At 67.9% G+C, this 24,496-nt stretch carries 27 protein-coding genes; 11 read left to right on the forward strand and 16 right to left on the reverse strand.

The annotated features are described in order from the left end of the window. Positions 1-124: 124 nt before the first annotated feature. From ACAZ03_RS08110 to ACAZ03_RS08125, 4 genes are all read right to left on the reverse strand, one after another. Complete coding sequence (locus ACAZ03_RS08110) at positions 125-1,051, reverse strand: hypothetical protein (RefSeq protein ID WP_373356940.1); 927 nt, start codon at positions 1,049-1,051, stop codon at positions 125-127. Next, entirely contained in the window at positions 1,033-1,626 is a 594-nt protein-coding gene (locus ACAZ03_RS08115; RefSeq protein WP_373356941.1) for a hypothetical protein, read from the reverse strand. The genes ACAZ03_RS08110 and ACAZ03_RS08115 overlap by 19 nt, the downstream gene beginning before the upstream one ends. 642 nt (positions 1,627-2,268) lie before the next feature. Next, positions 2,269-3,507, reverse strand: coding sequence for a cation:proton antiporter (locus ACAZ03_RS08120; protein WP_373356942.1), 1,239 nt, complete (start codon positions 3,505-3,507; stop codon positions 2,269-2,271). Between the two features lie 264 nt (positions 3,508-3,771). Next, positions 3,772-4,812: a sensor histidine kinase gene (locus tag ACAZ03_RS08125; RefSeq protein ID WP_373356944.1), complete on the reverse strand. Its 1,041-nt coding sequence runs from the start codon at positions 4,810-4,812 to the stop codon at positions 3,772-3,774. A 164-nt stretch (positions 4,813-4,976) separates the two neighbouring features. Here ACAZ03_RS08125 and ACAZ03_RS08130 point away from each other — a divergent pair, with 164 nt between their 5' ends. Next, complete coding sequence (locus tag ACAZ03_RS08130; RefSeq protein WP_373356945.1) at positions 4,977-5,309, forward strand: hypothetical protein; 333 nt, start codon at positions 4,977-4,979, stop codon at positions 5,307-5,309. Here ACAZ03_RS08130 and ACAZ03_RS08135 read toward each other — a convergent pair. The 3 genes from ACAZ03_RS08135 to ACAZ03_RS08145 are packed head-to-tail and all read right to left on the reverse strand — an operon-like array spanning position 5,291 to position 7,362. Next, positions 5,291-5,821 carry a gamma carbonic anhydrase family protein gene (locus ACAZ03_RS08135; RefSeq protein WP_373356946.1) on the reverse strand — a complete coding sequence of 177 codons (531 nt, stop codon included), beginning with the start codon at positions 5,819-5,821 and terminating at the stop codon, positions 5,291-5,293. The two genes, ACAZ03_RS08130 and ACAZ03_RS08135, sit on opposite strands and share 19 nt — an antisense overlap. Beyond that, a complete protein-coding gene (gene gmk / locus ACAZ03_RS08140) occupies positions 5,818-6,474 on the reverse strand; it encodes a guanylate kinase (RefSeq protein WP_373356947.1) in 657 nt (218 codons plus the stop codon). Before gmk ends, ACAZ03_RS08135 begins: the two co-directional genes overlap by 4 nt. 3 nt (positions 6,475-6,477) lie before the next feature. After that, entirely contained in the window at positions 6,478-7,362 is an 885-nt protein-coding gene (locus tag ACAZ03_RS08145; RefSeq protein WP_373356948.1) for a YicC/YloC family endoribonuclease, read from the reverse strand. Between the two features lie 151 nt (positions 7,363-7,513). Between ACAZ03_RS08145 and ACAZ03_RS08150 the strand changes: the two genes are divergently transcribed. Continuing rightward, positions 7,514-8,155, forward strand: a complete 642-nt coding sequence (locus ACAZ03_RS08150) for a PAS domain-containing protein (protein WP_373356949.1) — start codon at positions 7,514-7,516, stop codon at positions 8,153-8,155. A 7-nt stretch (positions 8,156-8,162) separates the two neighbouring features. On the opposite strand, the gene ACAZ03_RS08155 is transcribed toward ACAZ03_RS08150, so the two are convergent. The 3 genes from ACAZ03_RS08155 to ACAZ03_RS08165 form a co-directional block, all read right to left on the reverse strand. Next, the gene (locus tag ACAZ03_RS08155; protein ID WP_373356950.1) at positions 8,163-8,555 is read right to left on the reverse strand and encodes a GFA family protein; all 393 of its coding nucleotides are present in this window, start codon (positions 8,553-8,555) and stop codon (positions 8,163-8,165) included. A gap of 12 nt (positions 8,556-8,567) precedes the next feature. Next, positions 8,568-8,963: a GFA family protein gene (locus tag ACAZ03_RS08160; RefSeq protein ID WP_373356951.1), complete on the reverse strand. Its 396-nt coding sequence runs from the start codon at positions 8,961-8,963 to the stop codon at positions 8,568-8,570. 71 nt (positions 8,964-9,034) lie between these two features. Continuing rightward, positions 9,035-10,405 (reverse strand): class II 3-deoxy-7-phosphoheptulonate synthase, encoded by a 1,371-nt coding sequence (locus ACAZ03_RS08165; RefSeq protein WP_373356953.1) that lies wholly within the window; start codon positions 10,403-10,405, stop codon positions 9,035-9,037. A gap of 296 nt (positions 10,406-10,701) precedes the next feature. Here ACAZ03_RS08165 and ACAZ03_RS08170 point away from each other — a divergent pair, with 296 nt between their 5' ends. The 8 genes from ACAZ03_RS08170 to ACAZ03_RS08205 all read left to right on the forward strand — a co-directional run bounded on the left by ACAZ03_RS08170 (position 10,702) and on the right by ACAZ03_RS08205 (position 18,056). Then, positions 10,702-11,712: a GlxA family transcriptional regulator gene (locus ACAZ03_RS08170; protein ID WP_373356955.1), complete on the forward strand. Its 1,011-nt coding sequence runs from the start codon at positions 10,702-10,704 to the stop codon at positions 11,710-11,712. Positions 11,713-11,905: 193 nt separating this feature from the next. Further along, positions 11,906-13,084, forward strand: a complete 1,179-nt coding sequence (locus ACAZ03_RS08175) for an ABC transporter substrate-binding protein (RefSeq protein ID WP_373356956.1) — start codon at positions 11,906-11,908, stop codon at positions 13,082-13,084. A gap of 85 nt (positions 13,085-13,169) precedes the next feature. Then, positions 13,170-13,946, forward strand: coding sequence for an ABC transporter ATP-binding protein (locus ACAZ03_RS08180; RefSeq protein WP_373356958.1), 777 nt, complete (start codon positions 13,170-13,172; stop codon positions 13,944-13,946). 131 nt (positions 13,947-14,077) lie between these two features. After that, positions 14,078-14,764 carry an ABC transporter ATP-binding protein gene (locus tag ACAZ03_RS08185; protein ID WP_373357061.1) on the forward strand — a complete coding sequence of 229 codons (687 nt, stop codon included), beginning with the start codon at positions 14,078-14,080 and terminating at the stop codon, positions 14,762-14,764. A gap of 140 nt (positions 14,765-14,904) precedes the next feature. Then, positions 14,905-15,279 (forward strand): hypothetical protein, encoded by a 375-nt coding sequence (locus tag ACAZ03_RS08190; protein ID WP_373356960.1) that lies wholly within the window; start codon positions 14,905-14,907, stop codon positions 15,277-15,279. Beyond that, entirely contained in the window at positions 15,276-15,740 is a 465-nt protein-coding gene (locus ACAZ03_RS08195) for a hypothetical protein (protein ID WP_373356961.1), read from the forward strand. Before ACAZ03_RS08190 ends, ACAZ03_RS08195 begins: the two co-directional genes overlap by 4 nt. Positions 15,741-15,753: 13 nt before the next feature. After that, entirely contained in the window at positions 15,754-16,764 is a 1,011-nt protein-coding gene (locus tag ACAZ03_RS08200) for a branched-chain amino acid ABC transporter permease (protein WP_373356962.1), read from the forward strand. Continuing rightward, positions 16,761-18,056, forward strand: coding sequence for a branched-chain amino acid ABC transporter permease (locus tag ACAZ03_RS08205; RefSeq protein WP_373356963.1), 1,296 nt, complete (start codon positions 16,761-16,763; stop codon positions 18,054-18,056). The genes ACAZ03_RS08200 and ACAZ03_RS08205 overlap by 4 nt, the downstream gene beginning before the upstream one ends. Before the next feature lie 115 nt (positions 18,057-18,171). Here the strand turns inward: ACAZ03_RS08205 and ACAZ03_RS08210 are convergent, their stop codons facing one another. After that, positions 18,172-19,044, reverse strand: a complete 873-nt coding sequence (locus tag ACAZ03_RS08210; protein WP_373356964.1) for an NAD(P)-dependent oxidoreductase — start codon at positions 19,042-19,044, stop codon at positions 18,172-18,174. A 99-nt stretch (positions 19,045-19,143) separates the two neighbouring features. Between ACAZ03_RS08210 and ACAZ03_RS08215 the strand changes: the two genes are divergently transcribed. Beyond that, positions 19,144-21,612 (forward strand): penicillin acylase family protein, encoded by a 2,469-nt coding sequence (locus ACAZ03_RS08215; RefSeq protein WP_373356965.1) that lies wholly within the window; start codon positions 19,144-19,146, stop codon positions 21,610-21,612. 104 nt (positions 21,613-21,716) lie between these two features. Here ACAZ03_RS08215 and ACAZ03_RS08220 read toward each other — a convergent pair whose 3' ends face one another. From ACAZ03_RS08220 to ccmA, 5 genes are read right to left on the reverse strand one after another with little or no spacing between them, the layout of a single operon-like run. Next, positions 21,717-22,268, reverse strand: a complete 552-nt coding sequence (locus ACAZ03_RS08220) for a DsbE family thiol:disulfide interchange protein (protein WP_373356966.1) — start codon at positions 22,266-22,268, stop codon at positions 21,717-21,719. Further along, entirely contained in the window at positions 22,261-22,440 is a 180-nt protein-coding gene (gene ccmD / locus ACAZ03_RS08225) for a heme exporter protein CcmD (RefSeq protein ID WP_373356967.1), read from the reverse strand. The genes ACAZ03_RS08220 and ccmD overlap by 8 nt, the downstream gene beginning before the upstream one ends. After that, positions 22,437-23,186: a heme ABC transporter permease CcmC gene (gene ccmC, locus ACAZ03_RS08230; RefSeq protein WP_373356968.1), complete on the reverse strand. Its 750-nt coding sequence runs from the start codon at positions 23,184-23,186 to the stop codon at positions 22,437-22,439. Before ccmC ends, ccmD begins: the two co-directional genes overlap by 4 nt. A gap of 41 nt (positions 23,187-23,227) precedes the next feature. Beyond that, positions 23,228-23,884 (reverse strand): heme exporter protein CcmB, encoded by a 657-nt coding sequence (ccmB, locus tag ACAZ03_RS08235; protein WP_373356969.1) that lies wholly within the window; start codon positions 23,882-23,884, stop codon positions 23,228-23,230. Continuing rightward, positions 23,881-24,495 carry a heme ABC exporter ATP-binding protein CcmA gene (gene ccmA / locus ACAZ03_RS08240; RefSeq protein WP_373356970.1) on the reverse strand — a complete coding sequence of 205 codons (615 nt, stop codon included), beginning with the start codon at positions 24,493-24,495 and terminating at the stop codon, positions 23,881-23,883. Before ccmA ends, ccmB begins: the two co-directional genes overlap by 4 nt. Between the last annotated feature and the right edge of the window lies 1 nt (position 24,496).

Here is a 24,496-nt window from a genome sequence, read left to right on the forward strand (position 1 = left end):
CGCCGGCTTAGGGGGCTCGGGCTATGCTTTTGTGACAGGGATGTAAGAGTTTTGTGACGGTGGGGGCTTCAAAAACGAACCCGGATTTCATCTCTCGGGGGGGGCCCCAAATCTCTTGTTGTCGTCAATTGGGGGAAGAAGGCGTAGATTCCGCTTCCATAACTTCCCTAATTGCATCTCTCACAGATGGCACAACGAGTCCCTTGGCCTCGTCATACATAACTTCATGTGCCAGAAGCATGTCGTCAGGCGTCAAATCCGGGGCCTCACCCCGGCCAAGAGACCTCGCACTCACGTGATCCCATAAGGTCTGGTGTAGCGCCGAGGAGGCTCTCATTCGTTCGAACAGTTGCAAAAGATAATGATAGCCTTCTTCTAGATCAGTGCGAAACGACTGATCTTCGCGATCGCTAGCGAAATACCGAAGTAACGCACCACTCCTCATGATCTGCTTCGGAAGCGGCAATTCTCCAGAGAAGCCGTGAATGCGACAAATGCCCAAATGGTTGCAGCCGAGGTACTCGTTTCGGTAAGCTTGCGCTAATCTAATCACTGAAAAGGCTTCGAGATTCTCGTAGTGATAATCATAATCTACATAGCCACCCAGCGACGCAATATTTCCCTCGTCGCCCATAACATCATGAAATACATTTCCGAGAAATAGTTTCGGATCATGCCCTTTATGGATGCATTGATGTATTTCGTAGGAAGTCAGAGGAAGAATGCTAAAAATTGGATCTGTTGAGGCGCGCGCCAAAATCTTTGCGACTCGGTGTTCTAAGTGGGATACCTGATCTCGCAACGCAATCAGAGCTTCGCTTCGACTAGATGCGTTATTCACGCTTTCCGAAAATAGCAAGATGAGATCAACGTCAGACGCTGTTGCACCCTGCGGCACAAAATTCCGACCACTCCGATTGATCAAACTACCAAAAATAAGGATCTTAGAGAAACTCTTAGGAACGGCGGAAGCCGCCGCCCAATCTTTGATCGCGCCATTGATCTCTTCGATATATACTCCGCGCTCCACTATTACTCCAATCCAGTGCATGCAGAGAATATCATGTTCTCAACAAGCAGTGCAAAGTGATGTGGCCCAAAGGTTCTATTTCTCATTGAGTAGGTTATGTACTTTATGAAAAATTCATCACTGAAGTTGAGGTAGCGCTCTGCGTATTTCCAAAAGCACTCCACACCATCGCAAAGTCCATTTTGCGCTCTGCTACAGTTCTCTAACACTCTATCTTGAAAGTTCCCATATCTGCGATGGGCCGCTGCAATTTCAAGGGCAAAATGAAGGGCAACCAATTCATTTATGTTTGCGGCATCGTTGTTGGAAATATTCTCAAATCCGCGTTCCGTGCTAGGCCTGATCAACTTAATTGGCTTCAGTTTCCTAACCCAGAAGCCCCAATAGCCAGCCCATTTTGCAATCGAAACTGAGCCGCGTTGTTGTTTGTCAATTCTGTAAATGTCTCGGAGAAAGAACTCTGTGACTTCGGAATTTATTTCTCGGTCGATGTTTACTTCTATTTCGCGCACACCAAGTGACGACAGAATTTCGCCAAGTATAGTATATGAGCGATCAGCGAAAAATTTTATCTCGTCGCTTGGCAACGAGTCCATCGCTTTTCCTTTTCAGAGTTTACGCAGACTCTTTTCTACGTAGGCGTCGCAGAACAGTTCCGTGAATATTGTCGCCGCGGCCAAGCGCACCAACAACTTTAGCAAACGTATACCGATTTGGTCCACCGTTTTTCGGCTCTACAGATCGATCTTTCCGGTAGTCCGCTTTCGGAGCATCTTTACTGTCGGGTACGCCGCTTTCGGGTATCTTTTTCATCGAGTCTTTGCCTCTCGCCTCATCGGCTCATCTGCGCGAGCCATGAGCGACCTATAGCACAAAATGTTGTATGTCACAACGTGAGTTGCGGCGTATATATATGAGGAGACGACCGGTAGTAGTTTAGCCCACATTTCGGCGTACACATACCAGCCCCTCCGATGTCGTCCGCCCGCTTTGCCAAGGGGCAATTTCGCCCGCTCTGCCAAGGGGCAATTTCGCCCGCTCTGCCAAGGGGCAATTTCGCCTTAGTTGATGATTTGCACCGTCACGTCAATATTATCGGCGGGAAGTTGCCAAACTCTAACAGCTCGCCCCACCGGCAACACCAGCGCTTACACCGTCCCCACCCCCCTTCCCGCTCTCCACCCTCACCCTCCCCCGGTGTCTCGGCTTCGTCTCCCAGGCAAGGCCCCAACTCCCCCCTACCCCTCCTCCCCCCCGCTCAGCCGGTCCATCGCCCAGCCCACGGTGAACCCGTGCAGCAGCGTCGAGAGCAGGATCGCCAGCGCCACCAGCGCCCAGATGGCGTTCTCGTCGACGAACTCGATGTGCTCTCCGGCGTAGCAGAGGTAGTAGATCGAGCCGACGCCGCGGACGCCGTAGACCGACAGGACCGCCCGGTCCGTCTTCGGCAGCCCCCTCCCCGCCAGTCCGATCCAGCCGGCGAGCGGGCGGATCAGCACCAGGAGCAGCGCCGCGATGGCGATATGCGGCCACTGGAGGGAGGCGAGGAGGTCGGGCAGCATCAGCCCGAGCCCGACGAGGAGCACCGCCGTCAGCGCGTGCTCGATCGATTCGGTGAAGTCGTGCAGGCGGCGGTGGAAGTGGTGGGCCTCCTCCACCCGGCGCAGCGTCAGCCCCATCACGGCCACGGCGATGAAGCCGTAGCCCTCGAGGAGCTCCGTCGAGCCATAGCAGAGGATCACGCCGGCGAACGCGACGACGCCGGAGCCCGTCTCGGCCAGGACGGCGCGGCGCGGGATGACGAAGAGCACCCAGCCGAGCGCCCGCCCGCCGAGCCAGCCCATGATGGTGCCGGCGGCGATGCGGTAGAGGACGTCGCGAAAGAGCCATTCCGCCGCCCATTCGCCCGGGCTCAGCCCCTCGGCGGCGATGATGAGGCCGAGATAGACGAAGGGAAACGCCAGCCCGTCGTTCAGCGCCGCCTCGGTGGTCAGCCCGAAGCGCACCGGATGCTCCGTGCCCTCCTGCGGCGGCTCCACCTGCACGTCGGCGGCGAGCACCGGATCGGTCGGCGCCAGGACGGCGCCGACGAGGACGGCGCCGGCGAAGGTCATCCCGGCCAGCCAGACGCCGAGGAGCGCGACGGCGAGGATGGTCAGCGGCATGGTGATGGCCAGAAGCCGCACCGTCGTCCGCCACTTGCCCCAGGGCCTGAGCCTGTCGAGCCGCATCCCCGCCCCGAAGAGCGCGATGATCACGGTCATCTCGCTGATGAGCGTCCAGGGCGCCGGTGCCGAGCGCGGGTCGGGGATCGGCGGCAGCCCCGGGATGAAGAGCGCGGCGGCGGCGCCGAAGAGGATCATCAAGGGCGCCGCCGTCGGCTCGCGGTTGGACAGGAACCGCGGCAGCCAGTTGGCCGCGATGATGAGCCCGCCGATGAGGGCGAGGGCGACGTGGTAACTGCTGAACTCGAACACGGGACCTCGGGTGTGGGTTTCCGGAGAGCGTAAGGCGGCGGAGGGCGGGGGGAAAGGTGGGTTGGACGCCCGGCGCCGGGTCGGCAGGGGCCGGGGCCTGTGGTCAGACCCTCGTAGACAGAGGCCCGTCATCGGGCGCCGGCTCGGGGGAGCGGCGCCTCGACCCACTCCGGCGCGCTTGGGACGGGAGAGGCCAATCCAGCGTGACACGCGCGCCCGGTACATGGCCCCCGGCTTTCGGCGCGAGGGGCAAGAAAAGCCCCCTCACCCGACGGGCAGCACCAGCGTGAACACCGTCCCCACCCCCTCCTCGCTCTCCACCCGGAGCCTCCCCCGGTGCCGGTTCACGATGTGCTTCACGATGGCGAGCCCGAGCCCCGTCCCCCCCACCTCGCGGGAGCGGTGCGAATCCACGCGGTAGAAGCGTTCCGTCAGCCGGGGGATGTGGTGGGCCGGGATGCCGTCTCCCTCGTCCCGCACCGAAAGCCGCAGGCCCTCCGTCCTGAGCGCCGGTTCCGGGGCGGGTCCGGTGAGGGCGATCTCCACCACGCCGCCGCGGCTGCCGTATTTCAAGGCGTTCTCCACGAGGTTGTTGAGCACCTGGCGAAGCTGGTCGGGATCGCCCGGCACGGGCGGCACCGCCTCCGCCAGGGTCAGCACCAGCCGCACCCCGGCCGTCTTCGCCTGCGGCTCGAAGGCGGCGGCCACCGATTCGGCGAGGGCGCGGAGGTCGACGGAGGTCATCGGGCGCACCCGTTCCTCCTCCTCGACGCGGGAGAGCGACAGGAGGTCGGCGACGAGCTGCGCCATGCGGCCGGCCTCGCGCTCCATGATCCCGAGGAAGCGCTCGCGTGCGACGGGGTCGTCCTTCGCCGGGCCGCGGAGCGTCTCGACGAAGCCGAGGAGCGCCGTCAGCGGCGTGCGCAGCTCGTGCGAGACGTTGGCGACGAAATCGCGGCGGATCTGCCCCGCCTCCTCGACCGCCGTGATGTCCTCGAAGGCGAGGAGCACGGCGCGGCCGTCGCCCGTCTCGACCGGCGCCACCTGCACGCGCCATGTGGCGTCGCGGTTGCCGGCCTGGGCGAGGTAGCGGCTCTGGCGCACCTCGCCGTCGCGGAAGACCTGCTCGACGGCATCGAGCAGCACCGGCTGGCGGAGCGCGGTGATGTAGTGCCGCCCCGCCCCGTCCCAGCCGAAGAGGCGGCCGGCGGCGATATTGGCGGCGAGGACGCGTTCGGTGGGGCCGATGAGCAGGGCCGGCATCGGCAGCGCGTCGAGAAGGGCGGCGGCAAGGGAGCGATCCATGCCGCCTGATAGCCGGGGGCCGATGGCGCTGTCCATCGGCGCCGGTGACGCGCCTTGCCAAAGCGGCGAATCCCCCTGAAACTGCGGCTATTCTGGAAGTCCGGGGCGGGGGACGATGGCGGCGGGCGAGGCACGCCGATCTGAACGGACGAAAAGGCGTGAGCGTGCGCAATCAGCTTGTCATGCTCGTGGTCGGCAACCTGCAGCGATGGGAATTGAAGGGCATCGAGCCGCCGCAGCTCGAGGGCACGCGGTTCATCACCTTCGATGCGCTGGACGGACCGCTCCTCGCCGGGCTCTGCCCCGATCTGGTGGTCTCGCCGCTCCTCGCCGAGGGGTTCGATGCGCTCGATCTGGCGCGGCGGCTGGCGGAGCTCGGCTACCGGGGCCGCTACCGCGCCGTGGCGCTCAGCCTGCCCGACCCCGGCCTCGTGCAGGACGAGGTGCGCGCCGTGGCGCCGGATCTCGATTTCGACGTCTACCTGCTGGAGGATTGAGGGCGGAGCCCCTCGCGAAAGCGCCGGGCATTCTCGACGTAATGCGCGGCGGAGGCCTTGAGGCCCGCCACCTCGGCTTCCGTCAGCTCGCGGGCGACGCGGCCCGGGGCGCCTATCACCAGCGAGCCGTCGGGGATCTCCTTGCCTTCTGTGACGAGCGCGCCGGCGCCGATGAGGCAGCCCCGGCCGATCCGCGCGCCGTTGAGCACCGTCGCGCCCATGCCGATCAGGCTCCCCTCGCCGATGGTGCAGCCGTGCAGCATCGCCTTGTGGCCGATGGTGCAGCCGGCGCCGATTGTGAGGGGAAAGCCCATGTCGGTATGGAGGACGCTGTTCTCCTGGATGTTCGTGCCGGCGCCGATGCGGATCTCCTCGTTGTCGCCGCGGAGCGTCGCGCCGAACCAGATCGAGGCCTCCGCCTCCAGCACCACGCGGCCGATCACATGGGCGCCGGGTGCGATCCAGACATCCGCCGCCACCTCGGGCGCCACATCCCCCAAGGCATAGATCATGCGCTCGCCTCCTGCTCGTCGCCGAGGGCGCGGACGAAATCCTTGAGCCACGGCTGGCGCGAGCGGCGGAGCCGTTCGGCGGCGACGATGGTGCGGACCTCCTCGGCGCAGCGGTCGAGGTCGTCATTGACCAGCACATGGTCATATTCCGCCCAGTGGCTGATCTCGGCGAGGCTCTTCTCCATCCGCGCGCGGATCACCTCGGCGCTGTCCTGCCCCCTGCCCTTCAGCCGTGATTCCAGCGCGGCGATGGAGGGCGGCAGGATGAAGATCGAGACGACATCGGCATTGAGATCCGAGACCTTGATCTGCTGGCCGCCCTGCCAGTCGATGTCGAAAAGCGTATCCTCGCCCGCGGCCATGGCGGCGGCGACGGGGGCGCGGGGCGTCCCGTAGAGCTGGCCGAAGACGCGGGCGTGTTCGAGCATGTCGCCGCGGGCGACCATGGCCTCGAACTCCTCGGGCGTCACGAAGTGATACTCCCGCCCGTCGACCTCGCCCGGGCGCGGGGCGCGCGTCGTGGCCGAGACCGAGAAGCGGATCGAGGGGTCCCAATCGCGCAAGGCCCGGGCCAGCGAGGATTTTCCGGCGCCCGAGGGCGAGGAGAGGATGATGAGCAGCCCCCGACGAGGGCCGCGCGTCTTGTCACTCATGACTCATTCCACATTCTGGATCTGCTCGCGCATCTGGTCGATCACCGCCTTGAGGTCCAGCCCGATCCGGGTGAGCTCGGCATTGCCGGATTTCGAGCAGAGCGTATTGGCCTCGCGGTTGAACTCCTGCGCGAGAAAGTCGAGCTTGCGGCCGACGGCGCCCCCGGCGGCGAGAAGCGCGCGGGCGGCGGCGACATGGGCGGTGAGGCGATCGATCTCCTCCGTCACGTCGCCCTTCACGGCGAGGAGCGCCAGCTCCTGCGCGAGGCGCGCGGGGTCGACATCCGCCTGGGCGAGGATCTTCGCGACCTGCGCCTCGAGAAGCGCCGGGGCTTCGGCGGCGCGGGCGGCGGCGGCCTTGGCGGCCTCGGAGGTCAGCGCCTCGATGGCGTCGAGCTGGCCGGTGATGAGCCCGGCGAGGGCGGTGCCCTCGGTTGCGCGCATGGCGAGGAAATCTTCGAGGAGCGCCGCGAAATCCGCCGTCAGCGGCTCCAGAAGCTGGGCAGCGCCCGGCCCCGTCGGTGCGCGAAGGACGCCGCGGATGGAGAGGAGCTCGGCGGCCGTGACCGGCGCCAGCACCAGCCCCTGCGCCTCCGCCCGGGCGCGGACGGCCTGCATCTGGACGAGCACGGCATCGAGCGCCGCCTCGTCGATCACCGGGGCGCCCTCCGCCTCCCCTGCCCCGAGCCGGAGTGAAACGGAGACATTGCCGCGCGCCACGGCGCCGGTGACGGCGGCGCGGATCGCGGCCTCCAGCCCCGGAATGCCATCGGGAAGCCGCAGGCGCAGATCGAGCCCCCGGCCGTTGACGGCGCGGATCTCGAACGCCCACTCCTGCAGGCCCTCGCGGCCCGTGCGGCTGGCAAATCCCGTCATCGAGGCGATCATGGGCAGGCTCCCTTCACTCCCAAGGGGGTTAGGAGATCAGAAATCTTTCGGCAAGGGCGCGGGGAATTAACTGTTTCCTAACCTCGGTGGCGACAATTTTCATTAAAGGCACTAAGATCAACTTATCTGTAAGGTAACGATGGAATCGGGCATGACCGGCGACAGCCCCTTTGAACCTCTCTCGACCCAGACCGGGCCTCTCGTTCAACTCGAACGGTACTGGCGGAGCCTTGGGCGCCCGCAGAAGTTGCCGGCGCGCGGAGAGATCGACCCCAATCGCATCGACGACGCCCTGCCCCATGCGTTCATCCTTGAAAAGGTGGCGCCCGGGATCGGCCGGATGCGCGTCGCGGGCCATGCGCTCAGCGCCGAACTGGGGATGGAGCCGCGCGGGATGCCGATCTCGGCCTTCTTCCTGCCGGAGGCGCGTGGCGCCCTTCGCATGTGGCTCAACCAGCTCTGGTCCGTGCCGGCGCTCGTCGACCTGCCCGTCCATTCCTCGCGCGCCATCGGCCGGCCGCGCGCCTCGGGGCGCCTGCTGCTCCTGCCCCTCGCCGACGAGGCGGGCGAGACCACCCGCGCGCTTGGCGCCCTGGTGCTCGACACCCCCGCCGGCCGCACGCCTCGGCGCCTGTCCATCGGGCCGAGCGAGACGCTCCGCTGGGAGCCGGCGATGCGCCAGAGCTTCTCGCCCCGGCTGGTGACGGAAGAGGACAGCGTGATGGCGATGGCCGGGCCGCGCCCGAGCCGCGAGGCGCGCCCGCAGCTCCGCGTGATCTCCGGCGGCGTCTGACCGGGGGCTAGAACCACATATCCGCGACCGTGCCGCGGCTATGGTAGGGCGCCGTGCCCTCCAGCATGTCGCCGTGAAAGACGGGCACGCCGGCCACTTCCTCCGGCTCCGCCATGCGCAGGTTGACCGCGGCGCGCCGCCGCCCGTCCGGATGCGGCGAGACGGCCCTCCAGAACGGAATGGCGCCGCAGGTGGTGCAGAAGTGGAACTCGATCTCGCGATCCTCGCGGAGGAAGACGCGGGTCTCCTCCAGCCCGAAGAGGCTGATCTTCCCGCCGACCCAGTCGTAGGACCAGAGCGCGGCATAGCGCCGGCAGCTCTCGCAATTGCAGGCGGTGGCCGTCTCGGGCAGGCCTGCCCAGTCCCATCCGGTCTTGCCGCAGTGACAGGTGCCGCGCATCCTTGCCCTCCCTCAGGCCCAGAGATCGGCGATGCACTGATCGCCGCGCTTCGGGATGTCCTCGAATGTCACCAGCCCCTCGAAGGGCTGCACGGGGATCGCCGCCACCTCCGCCGGGTCATCCGCCATCCGCAGGTTGACCGAGAAGCGGTGCGGGCCGTCCTCTTCCGACTGATCCGTCCAGCCGAGGAAATTCCCGCAGGTCGGGCAATGGTGGAAGGCAATGTAGCGGTCGCCCCAGATGTATTGGAAGGTCTCGCCGGTGATCTCGCCGCCCTGCCCCTCTTCGGCATAGGCCATGAGCACGCCGAAGCGGCGGCAATGGGTGCAGTTGCAGGAGGTGGCATCCTCCGGCATCTCCGTCAGCCGCCAGCCCGTGGCGCCGCAGACGCAATGTCCTGTCAGCATGATCCCGCCCCTCCCTCTCACGACAAAGGGGCCCAGAAAGGCCCCTTTGCGCAAGAGATATGTAAGGGCGCTCAGCTCACCGCGACATCGGCCAGCCGGCTCCGCCGCGCCACCAGCTCCTCGGCAACGAGGAAGGCGAGCTCCAGCGACTGGCTGGCATTGAGCCGCGGGTCGCAGGCGGTGTGGTAGCGGTCGGACAGGTCCTCGTCCGTTACGGCGCGGACGCCGCCGGTGCATTCGGTCACGTCGCGGCCGGTCATCTCGAAATGGACGCCGCCGGGGATCGTGCCCTCCGCCGCATGGACGGAGAAGAACTCGCGCACCTCGCGCAGCACCGATTCGAAGGGCCGGGTCTTGTAGCCCGAGGCCGCCTTGATCGTGTTGCCATGCATCGCGTCGCAGACCCAGGTGACCTTGGCGCCCTCTTCCTCGACGGCCCGGATGAGCCGCGGCAGATGCTCGCCGACATTGCCGGCGCCGAAGCGCGAGATCAGCGTCAGCCGCCCCGGCTCGTTGGCCGGGTTCAGCTTGGCGATCAGCGCCTTCAGATGGCCGGAGGTCATCGACGGCCCGCATTTGAGCCCGATCGGGTTCTGCACGCCGCGGCAGAACTCCACATGCGCGCCGTCGGGCTGCCTTGTGCGGTCGCCGATCCAGATCATGTGGCCGGAGCCCGCGAGCCATTTGCCCGAGGTCGAATCGAGCCGGCAGAGCGCCTCTTCGTATTCGAGCAGCAGCGCCTCGTGGGAGGTGTAGAACTCCACCGTCTCCATCGCATGGCGCGCCTCGCCGTTGATGCCGGCGGCTGCCATGAAATCGAGCGTATCGGTGATGCGCATCGCCATGTCGCGATACTTCTCCGCCTCGGGCGCGCCGGTGAAGCCGAGCGTCCAGGCGTGCACCTTGTGCACATCGGCATAGCCGCCGGTGGAGAAGGCGCGGATGAGGTTCAGGGTCGCCGCCGCCTGCAGATAGGCCTGCTCCATGCGGGCCGGATCGGGGTTGCGCGCCTCGGGCGTGAAGTCGAAGCCGTTGATGATGTCGCCGCGGTAGGAGGGCAGCTCGACGCCATCCTTCACCTCGGTCGGGGCCGAGCGCGGCTTGGCCATCTGGCCGGCCATCCGGCCCACCTTCACCACCGGCACCTTGGCGCCCCAGGTCAGCACCATGGCCATGGAGAGCATGACCTTGAACGTGTCGCGGATGCCGTCGGCGGAGAATTCCGCGAAGCTCTCGGCGCAGTCGCCGCCCTGAAGCAGGAAGGCCTCGCCCCTCTGGGCGGCGGCGATCTCGGCCTTCAGCCGCCGGGCCTCGCCGGCAAAGACGAGGGGCGGATAGGAGGAGAGCTTGGCCTCGACGGCATGCAGCGCCGCCTCATCGGTATATTCGGGCATCTGCACCCGCGGCAGGTTGCGCCAATCCGATTTCTTCCAGTTGCTCATCTCGTCCTCCATAGGTCGCAGGGGCCCCTTCCCTTTTCCGGGCGCCGCCGCAGGGCGGTCGTATAGCGGCCTTGCGGGGCCAAGGCCAATGGAAAAGGCCGCCGCGGCGCGGCATGAGCGTCGCAGGGCCGGGGCCGGGCCCCGGTGGGGCCGCGGCTGACCCCGGGGGGCGCCGCCCGGGGCTGCCCCGGCGCGGGCAAACCGGAAAGGGACAAATGCGACAATGTCTTGTCGCGTTCGATTGCCCTTGCGGAGTAGCTGCAAACCTGCTGAGGCTCCCTGAAACCGGGTGCGCCATGCGAAATACGATAGAACCACAAACCGTCCCGATCGAGAACGCGCCCGACAAGCCGCGCCGCTTCGTCTTCGTGCTGCTCGACAATTTCACCATGCTCTGCTTCTCCTGCGCCGTGGAGGCACTGCGCATCGCCAACCGCATGGCGGGCCGTCAGCTCTATACCTGGTCGCTGGCTGGCGAGGGCGGCACTTTCGCGCGCTGCTCGGCCGGCACCGAGTTCCGGCTCGATGCCGATCTCGACGAGCTGACCCGCGATGACATCGTGCTCCTTTGCGGCGGCATCGACGTGCAGGCGGCCACGACCAAGCGGGTCCTGTCCTGGCTCCGCCGCGAGGCGCGGCGCGGCGTGACGATGGGCGGGCTCTGCACCGCCTCCTACACGCTGGCGAAGGCCGGGCTTCTCGACGGCAAGCGGGCGACGATCCACTGGGAGAACCAGGACAGTTTCGCCGAGGAATTCGAGGATGTGACGCTGACCAAGTCCGTCTTCGTCGTCGACGGCAACCGGATCACCACGGCGGGCGGCACCGCCTCCATCGACCTGATGCTGAAGCTGATCGCCGATCATCACGGCGAGGATCTCGCCAATGCCGTCGCAGACCAGCTCATCTATTCCTCGATCCGTACCGATCAGGACACGCAGCGCCTGTCGATCCCGACGCGCATCGGCGTCCGCCATCCCAAGCTCAGCCGCGTCATCCAGCGGATGGAGCAGGCGATCGAGGATCCGATCTCTCCCGCGGCGCTGGCGACGGAGGTCGGCATGTCGACCCGTCAGCTCGAGCGGCTCTTCCGGCGCTACCTGTCGAAGAGCCCGAAGCGCTACTACATGGAGCTGCGGCTCCAGAAGGCGCGCAACCTGCTGATGCAGACCGACATGAGCGTCATCAACGTGGCACTGGCCTGCGGCTTCACCTCGCCCTCGCATTTCTCCAAATGCTACCGGGCGCATTACGACACCACCCCCTACCGCGAGCGCGGCAGCCACGCGGCGCGGCTCTCCGTCTGAGCGGCGAGCGGAAACCATATGGTTTCCGCCTGCGATTTCCATATGGAAATCGCCGCAGCCCGGGCGGCCCGCCCAACCTGCGGGCAGATGCTCGAAAACCGGCGCCTGGGGGCGCAGCGGCATCTTTCATTTCCGTGATCGCCAGTCTAGCCTGCCGGGCAGGACTGAAACGTCCAAGACAGGGAGAACCACAATGAAAAAGCTCATGCTCGCCACCGCGAGCGCCGCGCTCATGGCCGGTGCCGCCTCGGCCGAAGACGTCAAGATCGGCATCATCCTCGGCTTCACCGGGCCGCTGGAATCGATCACCCCCGCCATGGCGGAAGGCGCCGAGATGGCCATTGCCGAGGTCAACGCCTCCGGCATGTCCGAGAACACCTATGAAGCGGTCCGCGCCGACAGCACCTGCATCGACAGCGCCGCCGCCACCGCCGCCGCCGAGCGTCTGGTGACCTCCGACGGCATCGCCGCCATCATGGGCGCCGACTGCTCGGGCGTCACCGGCGCCATCCTGCAGAACGTCGCGCGCCCGAACGGCGTGATGATGATCTCGCCGTCGGCCACCTCCCCCGGCCTCTCCACCGCCGAGGACGACGACCTGTTCTTCCGCACCGCCCCCTCCGACGCCCGTCAGGGCGTGGTCATGACCGAGATCCTGATGGATCGCGGCATCTCCGAAGTGGCGCTGACCTACACCAACAACGACTACGGCAAGGGCCTGGCCGACAGCTTCGAGGCCGCCTTCACCGAGGCCGGCGGCACGGTGACGATCAACGCCGCCCACGAGGACGGCAAGGCCGACTATTCCGCCGAGGTGGCCTCGCTCGCCGCCGCCGGTGGTGAGGTGCTCGTCGTCGCCGGCTACACCGACCAGGGCGGCAAGGGCATCATCCAGGGCGCGCTCGATTCCGGCGCCTTCGACACCTTCGTGCTGCCCGACGGCATGGTCGGCCAGCAGCTCGTCGATGACATCGGCTCCGGCCTCGACGGCTCCTTCGGCCAGTATCCCGGCACCGACAGCGAAGGCGCCGAGATCTTCCAGGGCCTCGCCTCCGAAGCCGGCTTCGACGGCACCTCGGCCTTCGCGCCCGAGAGCTACGACGCCGCCGCGCTGATCATGCTCGGCATGGCCGCCGCCGGCTCGACCGACAGCGCCGCCGTCTCCGCCACGATCATGGATCTGGCCAACGCCCCCGGCGAGCCGATCCTGCCGGGCGAGCTCGGCAAGGCGCTGGAGCTCATCGCCGCCGGCACGGATATCGACTACATCGGCGCCACCGCGGTGGAGCTGATCGGGGCCGGCGAGAGCGCCGGCAACTACCGCGAGATCGAGATCCAGGGCGGCGTGATCGAAACGGTCCAGTTCCGCTGACCTGACGACGCCGGGCCCGGGAGATGCCTCCCGGGCCCGGCCACCAACAAAAAGCCCGAACGGGCCAGCCTGAGGGGACCAGGCAGTGATCAGGGTCGAGAACCTACACAAGCATTTCGGCGGCTTTCATGCCGTGGACGGCGCATCGCTCGAGATCGCCGCAGGCTCCATCACCGGGCTCATCGGCCCGAATGGCGCCGGAAAGACGACGCTTTTCAACGTGATCGCCGGGCGGCTGCCGCCGACCTCCGGCCGCGTTTTCATGGACGGGGAGGAGATCACCGGCCTGCCGCCGCATGACCTCTTCCATATGGGCCTCCTCAGGACCTTCCAGATCGCCCACGAGTTTTCCTCGATGACGGTGCTGGAGAACCTCATGATGGTCCCCGCCGCGCAGACGGGCGAGAGCATCTGGAGCGCCTGGGTCCACCGCGCCCGCATCCGCGAGGAAGAGAAGGCGCTCAAGGAAAAAGCAAGCGATGTCCTCGACTTCCTGACCATTTCTCACCTGGCGGAGGAGAAGGCCGGCAACCTGTCCGGCGGGCAGAAGAAGCTGCTCGAGCTCGGGCGGACCATGATGGTCGATGCCAAAATCGTCTTCCTCGACGAGGTCGGCGCCGGCGTGAACCGCACGCTCCTCGGCACCATCGGCGACGCCATCCAGCGGCTCAACACCGAGCGCGGCTACACCTTCTGCATCATCGAGCACGACATGGATTTCATTGCCCGGCTCTGCGACCCGGTTATCGTCATGGCGGAGGGGCGCGTGCTCGCCACCGGCTCGTCGGACGAGATCCTGCAGAACGAGGCGGTCATCGAGGCCTATCTGGGGCGCGGTCTCAAGAACAAGGGGGCGGCGTGAGCGATTACGGCAGCCGCGGCAATAACGACCGCTCGATCACCCGCGACAACGCGCCGCTGAGTGCCCCGCCGGGGCGCTCCACCTATCCCGCCACCGCGCGGGAGGGCGCGCCCTTCCTCATCGGCGAGGCGATGACCGGCGGCTACGGCCGCGGCGCCGACATCCTGCATGGCTGCACCATCGCCGCCGAGGCGGGGCAGATCGCCGTGATCGTCGGCCCGAACGGCGCCGGCAAGTCCACCGCGATGAAGGCGATCTTCGGGATGCTGCGGCTCCGCTCGGGCTCCGTCACCATCGACGGCGAAGACATCTCCGGCCTCTCGCCGCAGGATCGCGTCGCCAAGGGCATGGCCTTCGTGCCGCAGACGCAGAACGTCTTCACCTCTATGTCGGTCGAGGAGAACCTCGAGATGGGGGCGTTCCTGCGCCGCGACGACATCCGCGGCACGATGGAGACGATCTACGATCTCTTCCCGATCCTGAAGGACAAGCGCCGCCAGCCGGCTGGCGAGCTTTCGGGCGGTCAGCGCCAGCAGGTGGCCGTCGGCCGGGCGCTGATGACTCAGCCGAAGGTCCTGATGCTCGACGAGCCGACGGCGGGGGTCTCCCCCATCGTGATGGACGAGCTCTTCGACCGGATCATCGAGATTGCGCGGACGGGTATCACCATCCTCATGGTGGAGCAGAACGCCCGCCAAGCCCTTGAAATTGCGAACAAGGGCTATGTGCTCGTCCAGGGCGCCAATGCCTATGAAGGCACGGGCGCGGAGCTTCTGGCCGATGAGGAGGTGCGCCGCACCTTCCTGGGCGGCCGCTGATGCGGGCTGCCCTCGCCCTCCTCTGCCGAGGCGCCGGTGGTGACGCTCGGCTTCGACGGCACCTTGGTGGCGCTTGCCTGCGCGCCCCTCTCGGGCCCCGCCGCGCCCATATCGCTCCTCGCGATCTCCGAGGAAGCGCAATGAGATATGCGGCACTCCTCATCCTCTGCCTCGGCTCCGCCGCGCAGGCCGAAGGCGCGCGGCAGGTGTTCGACTGCACCATCACGCAGCGCTGCGGCGCCTCCGGGGCCTGCGGCTCGGGCCGCGACCCGGTGGTCTTCACGCTCGACCCCGAAGAGGTCGATGCCGACGGCGCCGGAAGTTACCGGATCGGCTGGGACGAAGCCGCCGCCCCGATGCAGGCCGGCTCCAGCCTCGGCCCGTTCACCTGGGCGGAGGGCGACCGCCGCCACACCCTGCTCTTTTCCAGCGAAACCAACATGCTCTGGCATGATCTTGATCTCTCGCGCGGCGAGGCGAGCGTGGCCTTCCTGACCTGCGAGGTGATCCGGTGAACCGGGCCGGGGTCGTTGCCCTGCAGCTCGCGCCGATCGTCGTCATCGGCGGCGGTGCGCTCGCGGTGGCCCTCATGGTCGCCCGCGGCAACCAGGGCCGGCATGACGAGACCTATGGCCCCGCCCGCGTTGCCACCTGCACCTTCGACCCGCCCCAGCCCACGCAAGGGCTGAGCGGCAGCTTCCAGCTCGTCGAAAACGGCGCCTACGGCCGCCGCTATGCCGGCCCCGAAGACGGGCCGCAGCCGCAGCTCCATGTCTCCGGCCGCTCCGAGGACGGCATCGAGGACGCCTATACGGCAGAGATCGCGGAGGGCCGCGAGACCGACAACCAGCACGCCTTCCGGCTCTGGCCGGACGGCCGCTTCGAGTACCGGCTGCGCATCGGCTATGACGGCGAGACTCTCGCCGCCGGCAGCGGCCGGTGCACCGATTACATCCCGGCCCCGGCGCCGGCATGAGAAAGGGACGCCCTTGGACTTTCTGAACGCGATCGTCGCGCTCTCCAATTTCGTCATCGTCCCGGCGCTGGCCTATGGCGCCCAGCTCGCCCTCGGCGCGCTCGGGGTGACGCTGATCTACGGGATCCTCAGGTTCTCCAATTTCGCCCATGGCGACACGATGGCCTTCGGGACGATGATCACCATCCTCGTCACCTGGGGCTTCCAGTCTCTCGGCATCAGTTTCGGCGTCCTTCCGACGGCGCTCCTTGCCCTGCCCTTCGGCATTCTCGGCACGGCATTGTTCCTCCTCGGGACAGACCGGGCGGTCTATGCCTTCTACCGCAAGCAACGGGCGGCGCCGGTGATCCTCGTCATCGTCTCGATGGGGGTCATGTTCGTAATGAACGGCGTCGTGCGCTTCGTCATCGGCGTCGATGACATCGGCTTCGCCGACGGCGAGCGGTTCATCATCAACGCCCGCGTGTTCAGGGAGATGACCGGCCTCGAGGAGGGGCTCGCCATCCGCACGACCACGGTTATCACGCTGGTGACCGCCGCCATCGCCGTCGCCCTGCTCTTCTGGTTCCTCAACCGCACCCGTACCGGCAAGTCGATGCGCGCCTTTTCCGACAACGAGGATCTGGCGCTCCTCTCCGGCATCAACCCCGAGCGGGTCGTCGCCATCACCTGGATCATCGTCGCCGCGCTCGCCACCACGGCCGGCGTGCTCTACGGGCTCGACAAGTCCTTCAAGGCCTTCACCTATTTCCAGCTCCTGCTGCCGATCTTCGCCTCCGCCATCGTCGGCGGCCTCGGCAGCCCGGTCGGCGCCATCGCCGGCGGCTTCGTCATCGCCTTCTCGGAGGTGACGGTGACCTATGCCTGGAAGAAGGTGCTCGGCTACATGGCGCCCGAGGGGCTCGAGCCCTCCGGCCTCGTCCAGCTCCTGTCGACGGATTACAAGTTCGCGGTCTCCTTCGCGATCCTGATCATCGTTCTGCTGTTCCGGCCCACGGGCCTTTTCCGGGGGCAATCGGTATGACGCGCGGCTTGATCCTTTATGCGCTGATGGCGCTGCTGCTTCTCGTCACAGGCCTCACGCAGGGCTGGTCGGTGACGCTGACAATCGTCAACTACGGGCTGATCTCGGCGATCATGGCTTTGGGCGTGAACCTCCAATGGGGCTTCGCCGGGCTCTTCAACATCGGGGTGATGGGCTTCGTGGCCCTCGGCGGGCTCGCCGCCGTGCTCACCTCCGTGCCGCCGGTGGCCGAGGCCTGGGCGGCCGGGGGCGTCCGTCTGATCGGCGCGCTCCTCCTCGGCGCCGCGATCATCGCCGGCGCGATGCTGCTCTGGGCGCGGCTGCCGAAGGGCAAGCTGGCGGGGCTGGTGCTTCTCGCCTATCTCGTCGCCGGCTTCTTCCTCTACCGCTGGGTCTTCGACGGCGCGGTCGAGCGGGTGGAGGCGATCAACCCCGCGGCCACCGGCTATCTCGGCGGGCTCGGCCTGCCGATCCTCGTCTCCTGGCCGCTCGGCGGCGTCCTCGCCGCCGGTGCCGCCTGGGTGATCGGCAAGACCGCCCTTGGCCTCCGGTCGGACTACCTCGCCATCGCCACATTGGGCATCGCCGAGATCATCATCGCCGTCCTCAAGAACGAGGACTGGCTGGCGCGCGGCGTCAAGAACGTCGCCGGACTGCCCCGCCCCGTGCCCTATGAGGTCGATCTGCAGCAGGATCCGGCCTTCCTCGAGCGCGCCGCCGCCTGGGGGATGGATGCCGTGACCGCCTCGTCGCTTACGGTGAAACTTGCCTATGCCGGGCTCTTCGCCGCGGTGCTGGTGGTGCTCCTCATCCTCGCGCAGATGGCGCTCGCCTCGCCCTGGGGCCGCATGATGCGCGCCATCCGCGACAACGAGGTCGCGGCCGAGGCCATGGGCAAGGACGTGACCCGCCGCCACCTGCAGGTCTTCATCCTGGGCAGTGCCGTCGTCGGCATCGCCGGCGCGATGATGACGACGCTCGACGGCCAGCTCACCCCCGGCACTTACCAGCCGCTCCGCTTCACCTTCCTCGTCTGGGTCATGGTGATCGTCGGCGGCTCGGGGAACAACTTCGGCTCCGTCCTCGGGGGGATGCTGATCTGGTGGCTCTGGGTGATGGTCGAGCCGATGGGGCTCTGGCTGATGGATGTCATCACCTCCGGCATGTCGGAAGGCTCCTGGCTCCGCGGCCACCTGCAGGACGCGGCCGCGCATATGCGGCTCCTGACGATGGGGCTCGTCCTCCTCCTCGTCCTGCGCTTCAGCCCGCGCGGGTTGCTGCCGGAGCGCTGAGGCTCCCCGGTCTTTGCTCCCGGGCATCCTCGGGGGGAGGCGCCGAAGGCGACGGGGGGCAGACAGCCCCCCGCCCGGCCGGCACCCGGGAGTTTCGCGCGATGTTCGGGCCCGCTCAGCCGGCGGCGCGCAGGCGCTTGAAGAGCGAGGAGGTATCCCACCGCCCGCCGCCCATCTTCTGCACATCCTTGTAGAACTGGTCGACCAGCGCCGTGACCGGCAGCGAGGCGCCCACCTCGTCGGCCGCCTGCAGGCAGATGGCGAGGTCCTTGCGCATCCAGTCCACCGCAAAGCCATGCTCGAACTCATCCTCCAGCATCGTCTCGTAGCGGTTGACCATCTGCCAGGAGCCCGCGGCGCCCTGGCTGATCACCTCCACCACCGCCCGCCCGTCGAGCCCGGCCTTCTCGGCGAAATGCAGGGCCTCCGAGAGGCCCTGCACCAGCCCGGCGATGGCGATCTGGTTGGCGGCCTTGGTGACCTGCCCGGCGCCGACCTCGCCGAGGCGCCGGCAGATCTTCGCATAGGCCGCGATCACCGGCTCGGCGGCGGTGAAATCCGCCTCCGCCCCGCCGCACATGACCGAAAGCTGGCCCTTCTCGGCCCCCGCCTGCCCGCCGGAGACGGGCGCGTCGACATAGCCGAGCCCGAGGGCGCCCGCGCGCTCGGCCAGCTCGCGCGTCACAGCCGGCGAGACCGTCGTGTGATCGACGAAGATCGCCCCCTTGCCCATGCCGAGGAAGGCGCCGGTCTCGCCAAGGCAGACCGCCCGCAGATCGTCGTCATTGCCGACGCAGGCCATGACGAAGGCGGCGCCGGCCGCCGCCTCCTGCGGGCTCGGCGCCGCGCGGCCGCCATGGGCCTCGACCCAGGTTTCGGCCTTTGAAGCGGTGCGGTTGTACACCGCCACCTCATGCCCCGCGGCCGCCAGATGCCCGGCCATGGGAAAGCCCATCACCCCGAGCCCGAGAAACGCAACCTTCGCCATGAGACATTCCTTCTGCCCGTGATGTTTGCTAGGCGAGCCTAGAAGTCCGGGCCGGGGCGTCAACGCCCCGGGCCCCGAGGGAAGGCAGGGGGACATACCATGGGGATCGCGCTGCGCTGGCTCTTCCGCCTGGCGGTGGGGCTTGTCGGACTGGTCATCGCCGCCGCCTTCCTCGTCTGGTATTTCGCCTCGCGCTCGCTTCCCGATTACGATGGCAGCTTCACCGTCGCGGGCATCTCGGCGCCGGTCGAGATCGTCCGCGACAATGCCGACGTGCCGCATATCTTCGGGCAAACCGACGACGACGTCTATTTCGCGCTCGGCTTCGCCCATGCGCAGGACCGCTTCTGGCAGATGCTGACCCTCCGGCGGACGGCGCAGGGGCGCCTCTCCGAGCTCTTCGGCACGCGCACGCTGCAGACCGACATCCTCCTCCGCCGGCTCGACGTCTACGGCGCCGCCACCGCCTCCGTCGCCGCGCAGGACCCTTACGCGCTCTCGGCGCTCGAGGCCTATTCTGCCGGGGTGAACGCCTGGATCTCCGAGGTCGGCGAGGGTTCGCGCGGGCGCGGCGCGCCGGAGATGTGGCTCTTCAACCATCCGATCTCCCCCTGGCAGCCGGCCGATTCCCTCGCCATCGCCAAGATCATGGCCCTGCAGCTCACCACCAATTTCGCGGACGAGGTGCTCCGCGCCCGCCTGTCGCTGGCGCTGGAGCCGGAGCGGGTGCGCGACCTGATGCCGGACGACCCCGGTGCCGGCATCGCCTCGCTGCCGGAATATGCCGCGCTCGTCCCCGAGGCGCCGGAGGCCAGCTTCGCCGCCGCCGAGCACCCCGAATACGGGCCCTTCTCGCCGGTGACGCCCCCTGCCCTCGCCGGTGCCTCCAACGCCTGGGCCGCGGCGGTGAGCCGCGCCGCCACCGGCTCGACGCTCCTCGCCAACGATCCGCATCTGGGGCTGACGGCGCCGTCGATCTGGTATCTGGCGCGGCTGGAGCTGGAATCGGGTGGCGTCATCGGCGCCACCGTGCCGGGGATGCCCAACATCCTCACCGGCCGCTCCGCCGATCTCGGCTGGGGGATCACCACCACCTATCTCGACGATGTCGACCTCTATCAGGAGGAGGTGAACCCGGCCAATGCCGACCAGTATCGCGGCCCGGACGGCTGGGAGGAGTTCGTCCAGCGCGATTCGATCATCACCATCGCCGATGCGCCGCCCCTGACGGTCCATCTGCAATGGACGGCCAATGGCCCCGTCCTTCCGGCCGACCAGTTCGGCCTGCCCTATATCCGGCCGCCCGGCCATGTGACCTCCGCCGCCTGGACGGGCCTCAGCCGCGAGGATACCTCCGTCTCCGCCGGGCTGGCGCTCATGCGCGCGCATTCGGTGGAGGAAGGCCAGGAGGCGCTCTCGCGCTTCGTCGCCCCGGCGACGACAGTGACGCTGGCCGACCGCAACAACATCGCGCTGCAGGTCGCCGGGCAGATGCCCCGCCGCGACCCCGCGCACCAGAGCCAGGGCCGCCTGCCGACCCTCGGCTATCTGGAGGAAAACCGCTGGCAGGGCTTCTATCCCTATGAGGACAATCCCTCCTTCAACGATCCCGACGGCGGCATCCTCGGCAATACCAACAACAAGATCGTCGACCGCCCCTTCCCGCGGCACCTGACCTTCGACTGGGGCGACAGCCAGCGCGTGCAGCGCTGGACCTTTCTGATGCAGGAGCGCGAGGTGCATACCCGCGACAGCTTCATCGAGACGCAGCTCGACACGATCTCCCCCGCCGCACGGACGCTCCTGCCGCTCATTGGCGCCAACCTCTGGTACACCGGCGAAGCCGCGCCCGAGGGCACGCCCGAGAAGCGCCGGCAGGAGGCGCTGGCGCTCCTCGCCGACTGGAACGGCGAGATGAACGAGCATCTGCCCGAGCCGCTGATCTATGCCGCCTGGGTCCGCGCCCTGCAGGCCCGGCTCATCGAGGATGACCTCGGCCCCTTCGCGGAGGAATTCACCCATGTCGAGCCGCTCTTCCTCGAGCGGGTCTACCGCGACGTCGGCGGCGCCAGCGCCTGGTGCGACGTGCGCCAGTCGGCACCGGAGGAGAGCTGCGTCGATGTCGCGCGCATGGCGCTCGACGATGCGCTCGTCTGGATCGGCGAGCATTACGGGCAGGATCTGCAAAGCCTGCGCTGGGGCGATGCGCATGTGGCGCGGCACGACCATCAGGTCATGGGCGAGGTGCCGGTGCTCTCGTGGTTCGTGAACATCCGCCAGTCGACCTCGGGCGGCGATTTCACTCTGAACCGTGGCGTGACGGCCGGGACGGGAGACACGCCCTTCGCCAATGTCCACGCCGCCGCCTATCGCGGCGTCTACGATTTCGCCGACCCCGATTCCTCGGTCTTCGTGATCTCGACGGGTCAGTCGGGCCACCCGCTCTCGCGGCATTACGACGATCTGGGCGAGCTCTGGCGGCGCGGCGAATACATCCCCATGTCGCTCGACGCCGGCCTCGCCCGCGCGGCGGCGACGGGCATCATCACGCTGGAGCCGGCGGAGTAGCGCCGCCCGGGGGGACGCTGTCCGGGCTCAGGTGAAGCGCGTCGCTCGCAACCGGGCGTAGGGTGGGTTTTCAACCCACCATGTCCCCGCCGCGCTCGGCAAGCCTACTCCGCCGCCATGCCGGCGGAGGCCTCCTCCAGCGCCGGCAGGAACTGCTGCTCATAGGCGGCGCCGATGAGCGGGCCGACGAAGCGGAAGAGCACCTCGCCCTCGCCATCGACGAGGAAGGTCTCCGGCGGGGCGGTGACGCCCCAGTCCACGGCCGTGCGCCCGCGCGGGTCGAAGGCGGAGGCGAAGAACGGGTCGCCCTCGTCCTCGAGATAGCCCTGCGCCGCCGGCTCCTCATCGCGGAAGTTGACGCCCGCGACCCGGTAGCCCTCGGCCGCCAGCGCCATCAGCGTCGGATGCTCCAGCCGGCAGGGCGGGCACCAGGAGGCCCAGAAATTGACGATGGTGAGCTCGCCGCTGCGCAGCATCTCGTCGGTCAGCGCCGGCTTGCCGGGCAGCGCCTCGACGGGCAGCGGCGGCGCCGCGCGGCCGATCAGCGTCGAGGGCAGCGCATCGTCGCGGTTGACGACCATGCCGCCGAGAAAGAGCCCGGCGATGGCCGCGAAGATCGCCGGCGGCAGGATGACGAGCGGCGAGAGCCTAGCCATTGCGGGTCTCCCTCGCCTCCCCTGGGGCCTCCCCCAGCGCCTCGGCCCGCTCCACCGCGGCCCGCGCCCGGCGCGCCTGCGCGAAGGAGAGCCAGACGAGCCCGCCGATCAGGAGGAGCGAGACGATATAGGCCGAGATCACCTCGGCGGCGTAGTCCCCGAGGAAGGTCATGCCGGCTCTCCCGTGGCGAGGCGCGCCTCCGTCCGGCGCTCCAGCGCTGCCGCGCGGCGAAGCGCGATCTCGGATCGGGTGCGCAGCAGCACCAGCCCGATGAAGAGCAGCACGAAGCCGGCGATGGAGACGAGGAGCGGATAGTAGAACACATCCGCCACATGCTCCTCGGGGTCGAGCGACAGCGAGGCACCCTGATGCAGACCCTGGTTCCAGAAGAGCACTGCATAGCGCGAGAGCACGGCGAAGACCGAGCCCACGATGCAAAGGACGGCGGTCAGGTCGGCCGCGGTATCGGCATCGTCGATGGCGGCCCAGAGCGCCATGTAGCCGAGATAGAAGAGAAAGAGGATGAGGAAGGAGGTGAGCCGCGGGTCCCAGGCCCAGTAGGTCCCCCACATCGGCTTGCCCCAGATCGCCCCGGTGGCGATGGCGATGAGCACCATGACCATGCCGACCGGCGCCGCCGCCTTCGCGGCCAGCGCCGAGACATGATGCCGCCGGATCAGCCAGATGAGCGAGGCCACCAGCATCATGAACCAGGCGTTGATGGCCATCAGCGCGCTCGGCACATGCAGATAGATGATCTTCACCGTGGCGCCCTGCCGGTAATCCTCTGGCGTGAAGAACACGCCCCAGACGAGCGCGCCCGCGAGGCACAGAAGCGCCAGACCGAGGATCCAGGGGATCAGCGGCGTCACCGTCTCGGTGAACTTCTTGGGGTTCGCATATTGCCAGAACGACATGGGGATCTCCTACCTCGGGGGGGCGGCGGCGTCCATCGGGCTCACCGGAGGTTGACGCGCAGCGCCGCGGCGGCGGCGAAGGGCATGAGCGCGAGGCAGCCGAGGCTGAGCGCCGCCAGCATGGCCGGCGCCGCGCCCTGCGCCAGCCCCTCGGCGCCGCGGCGCGCCATCTCTGCCCCGAAGATCAGCGTCGGCACGTAGAGCGGCAGGACGATGAGCGACAGGAGCAGCCCGCCCCGGCGGATGGAAAGCGTCAGCGCCGCGCCGAAGGCCCCGATGAGCGAGAGCGCCGGCGTGCCGAGGGCGAGCGAGAGGAGGAGCCAGGGCGCGGCCCCGGCCGGCAGCGCCAGAAGCGGGCCGAGGAGCGGAGCGGCCAGCGTCAGCGGCAGGCCGGTGGTCAGCCAGTGGGCCAGGGCCTTGGCGAGGATGAGGGATTCCAGCGGCAGGGGCGCGGTGGCGAGGAGCTGGAGCGCGCCGTCCTCGTGGTCGAGCGCGAAGAGCCTGTCGAGCGTCAGCAGCGCGGCAAGGAGCGCCGCGACCCAGAGCATCCCGGGCGCGATCCGGGCGAGGAGCGCGCGTTCGGGGCCGATGCCGAAGGGCACGAGCACGATGACGATCAGGAAGAAGGCCAGCCCCAGCCCGAAGCCGCCGCCGGAGCGGAGCGCGAGGCGGAGGTCTCGCAGCAGGAGCGCGCTCACAGGAAGGCCTCATCGCCCGCGGCCGCGGCCGCCTCGGGGCCCGCCCGATGGGCGGCGAGATCGAGGCTCGGCGCCTCGAGGCCGAGCGGGATATGCGTGGCAATGACGGCGGAGCCGCCCCCGGCGAGATGGACCTCCCGCAGCCAGGCAGCGAAGCGGGCCACGGAGGCGGCATCGAGCGAGACGGTGGGTTCGTCGAGAAGAAGGAGCGGCCGCCCGATTACCGCCAGCCGCGCCAGCCCGAGCCGCCGCCGTTGGCCGGAGGAGAGCGCCCCGCCCGGCCTGTCGGCGAGGGCGGCGAGGTCGAAGGCGGAAAGGACGGCGGGGTCGCAGGGTCGGCGATAGAGCGCCGCCCAGAAGGCCAGGTTCTCGGTGACGGTGAGCTGCGCCTTCACCCCGTCGGCATGGGAGGCATAGGCAGCCTCGGCATTGCCGCTGACCTCCCCCGCCTCGGGCGGCTGCAGCCCGGCGAGGCAGCGCAGCAGCGTCGTCTTGCCGATGCCGTTGGGGCCGGTGAGCAGCAGCGCCGCGCCGGGGGCGAGGGTGAAGCTCACCCCTTCGAGCAGGCGCCGCCCGCCCCGCGCCACGCTCAGGCCCCGGACCGCCAGCATG

Source organism: Pseudoroseicyclus sp. CXY001, from assembly GCF_041714655.1.
GTDB lineage: Bacteria > Pseudomonadota > Alphaproteobacteria > Rhodobacterales > Rhodobacteraceae > Pseudoroseicyclus_A.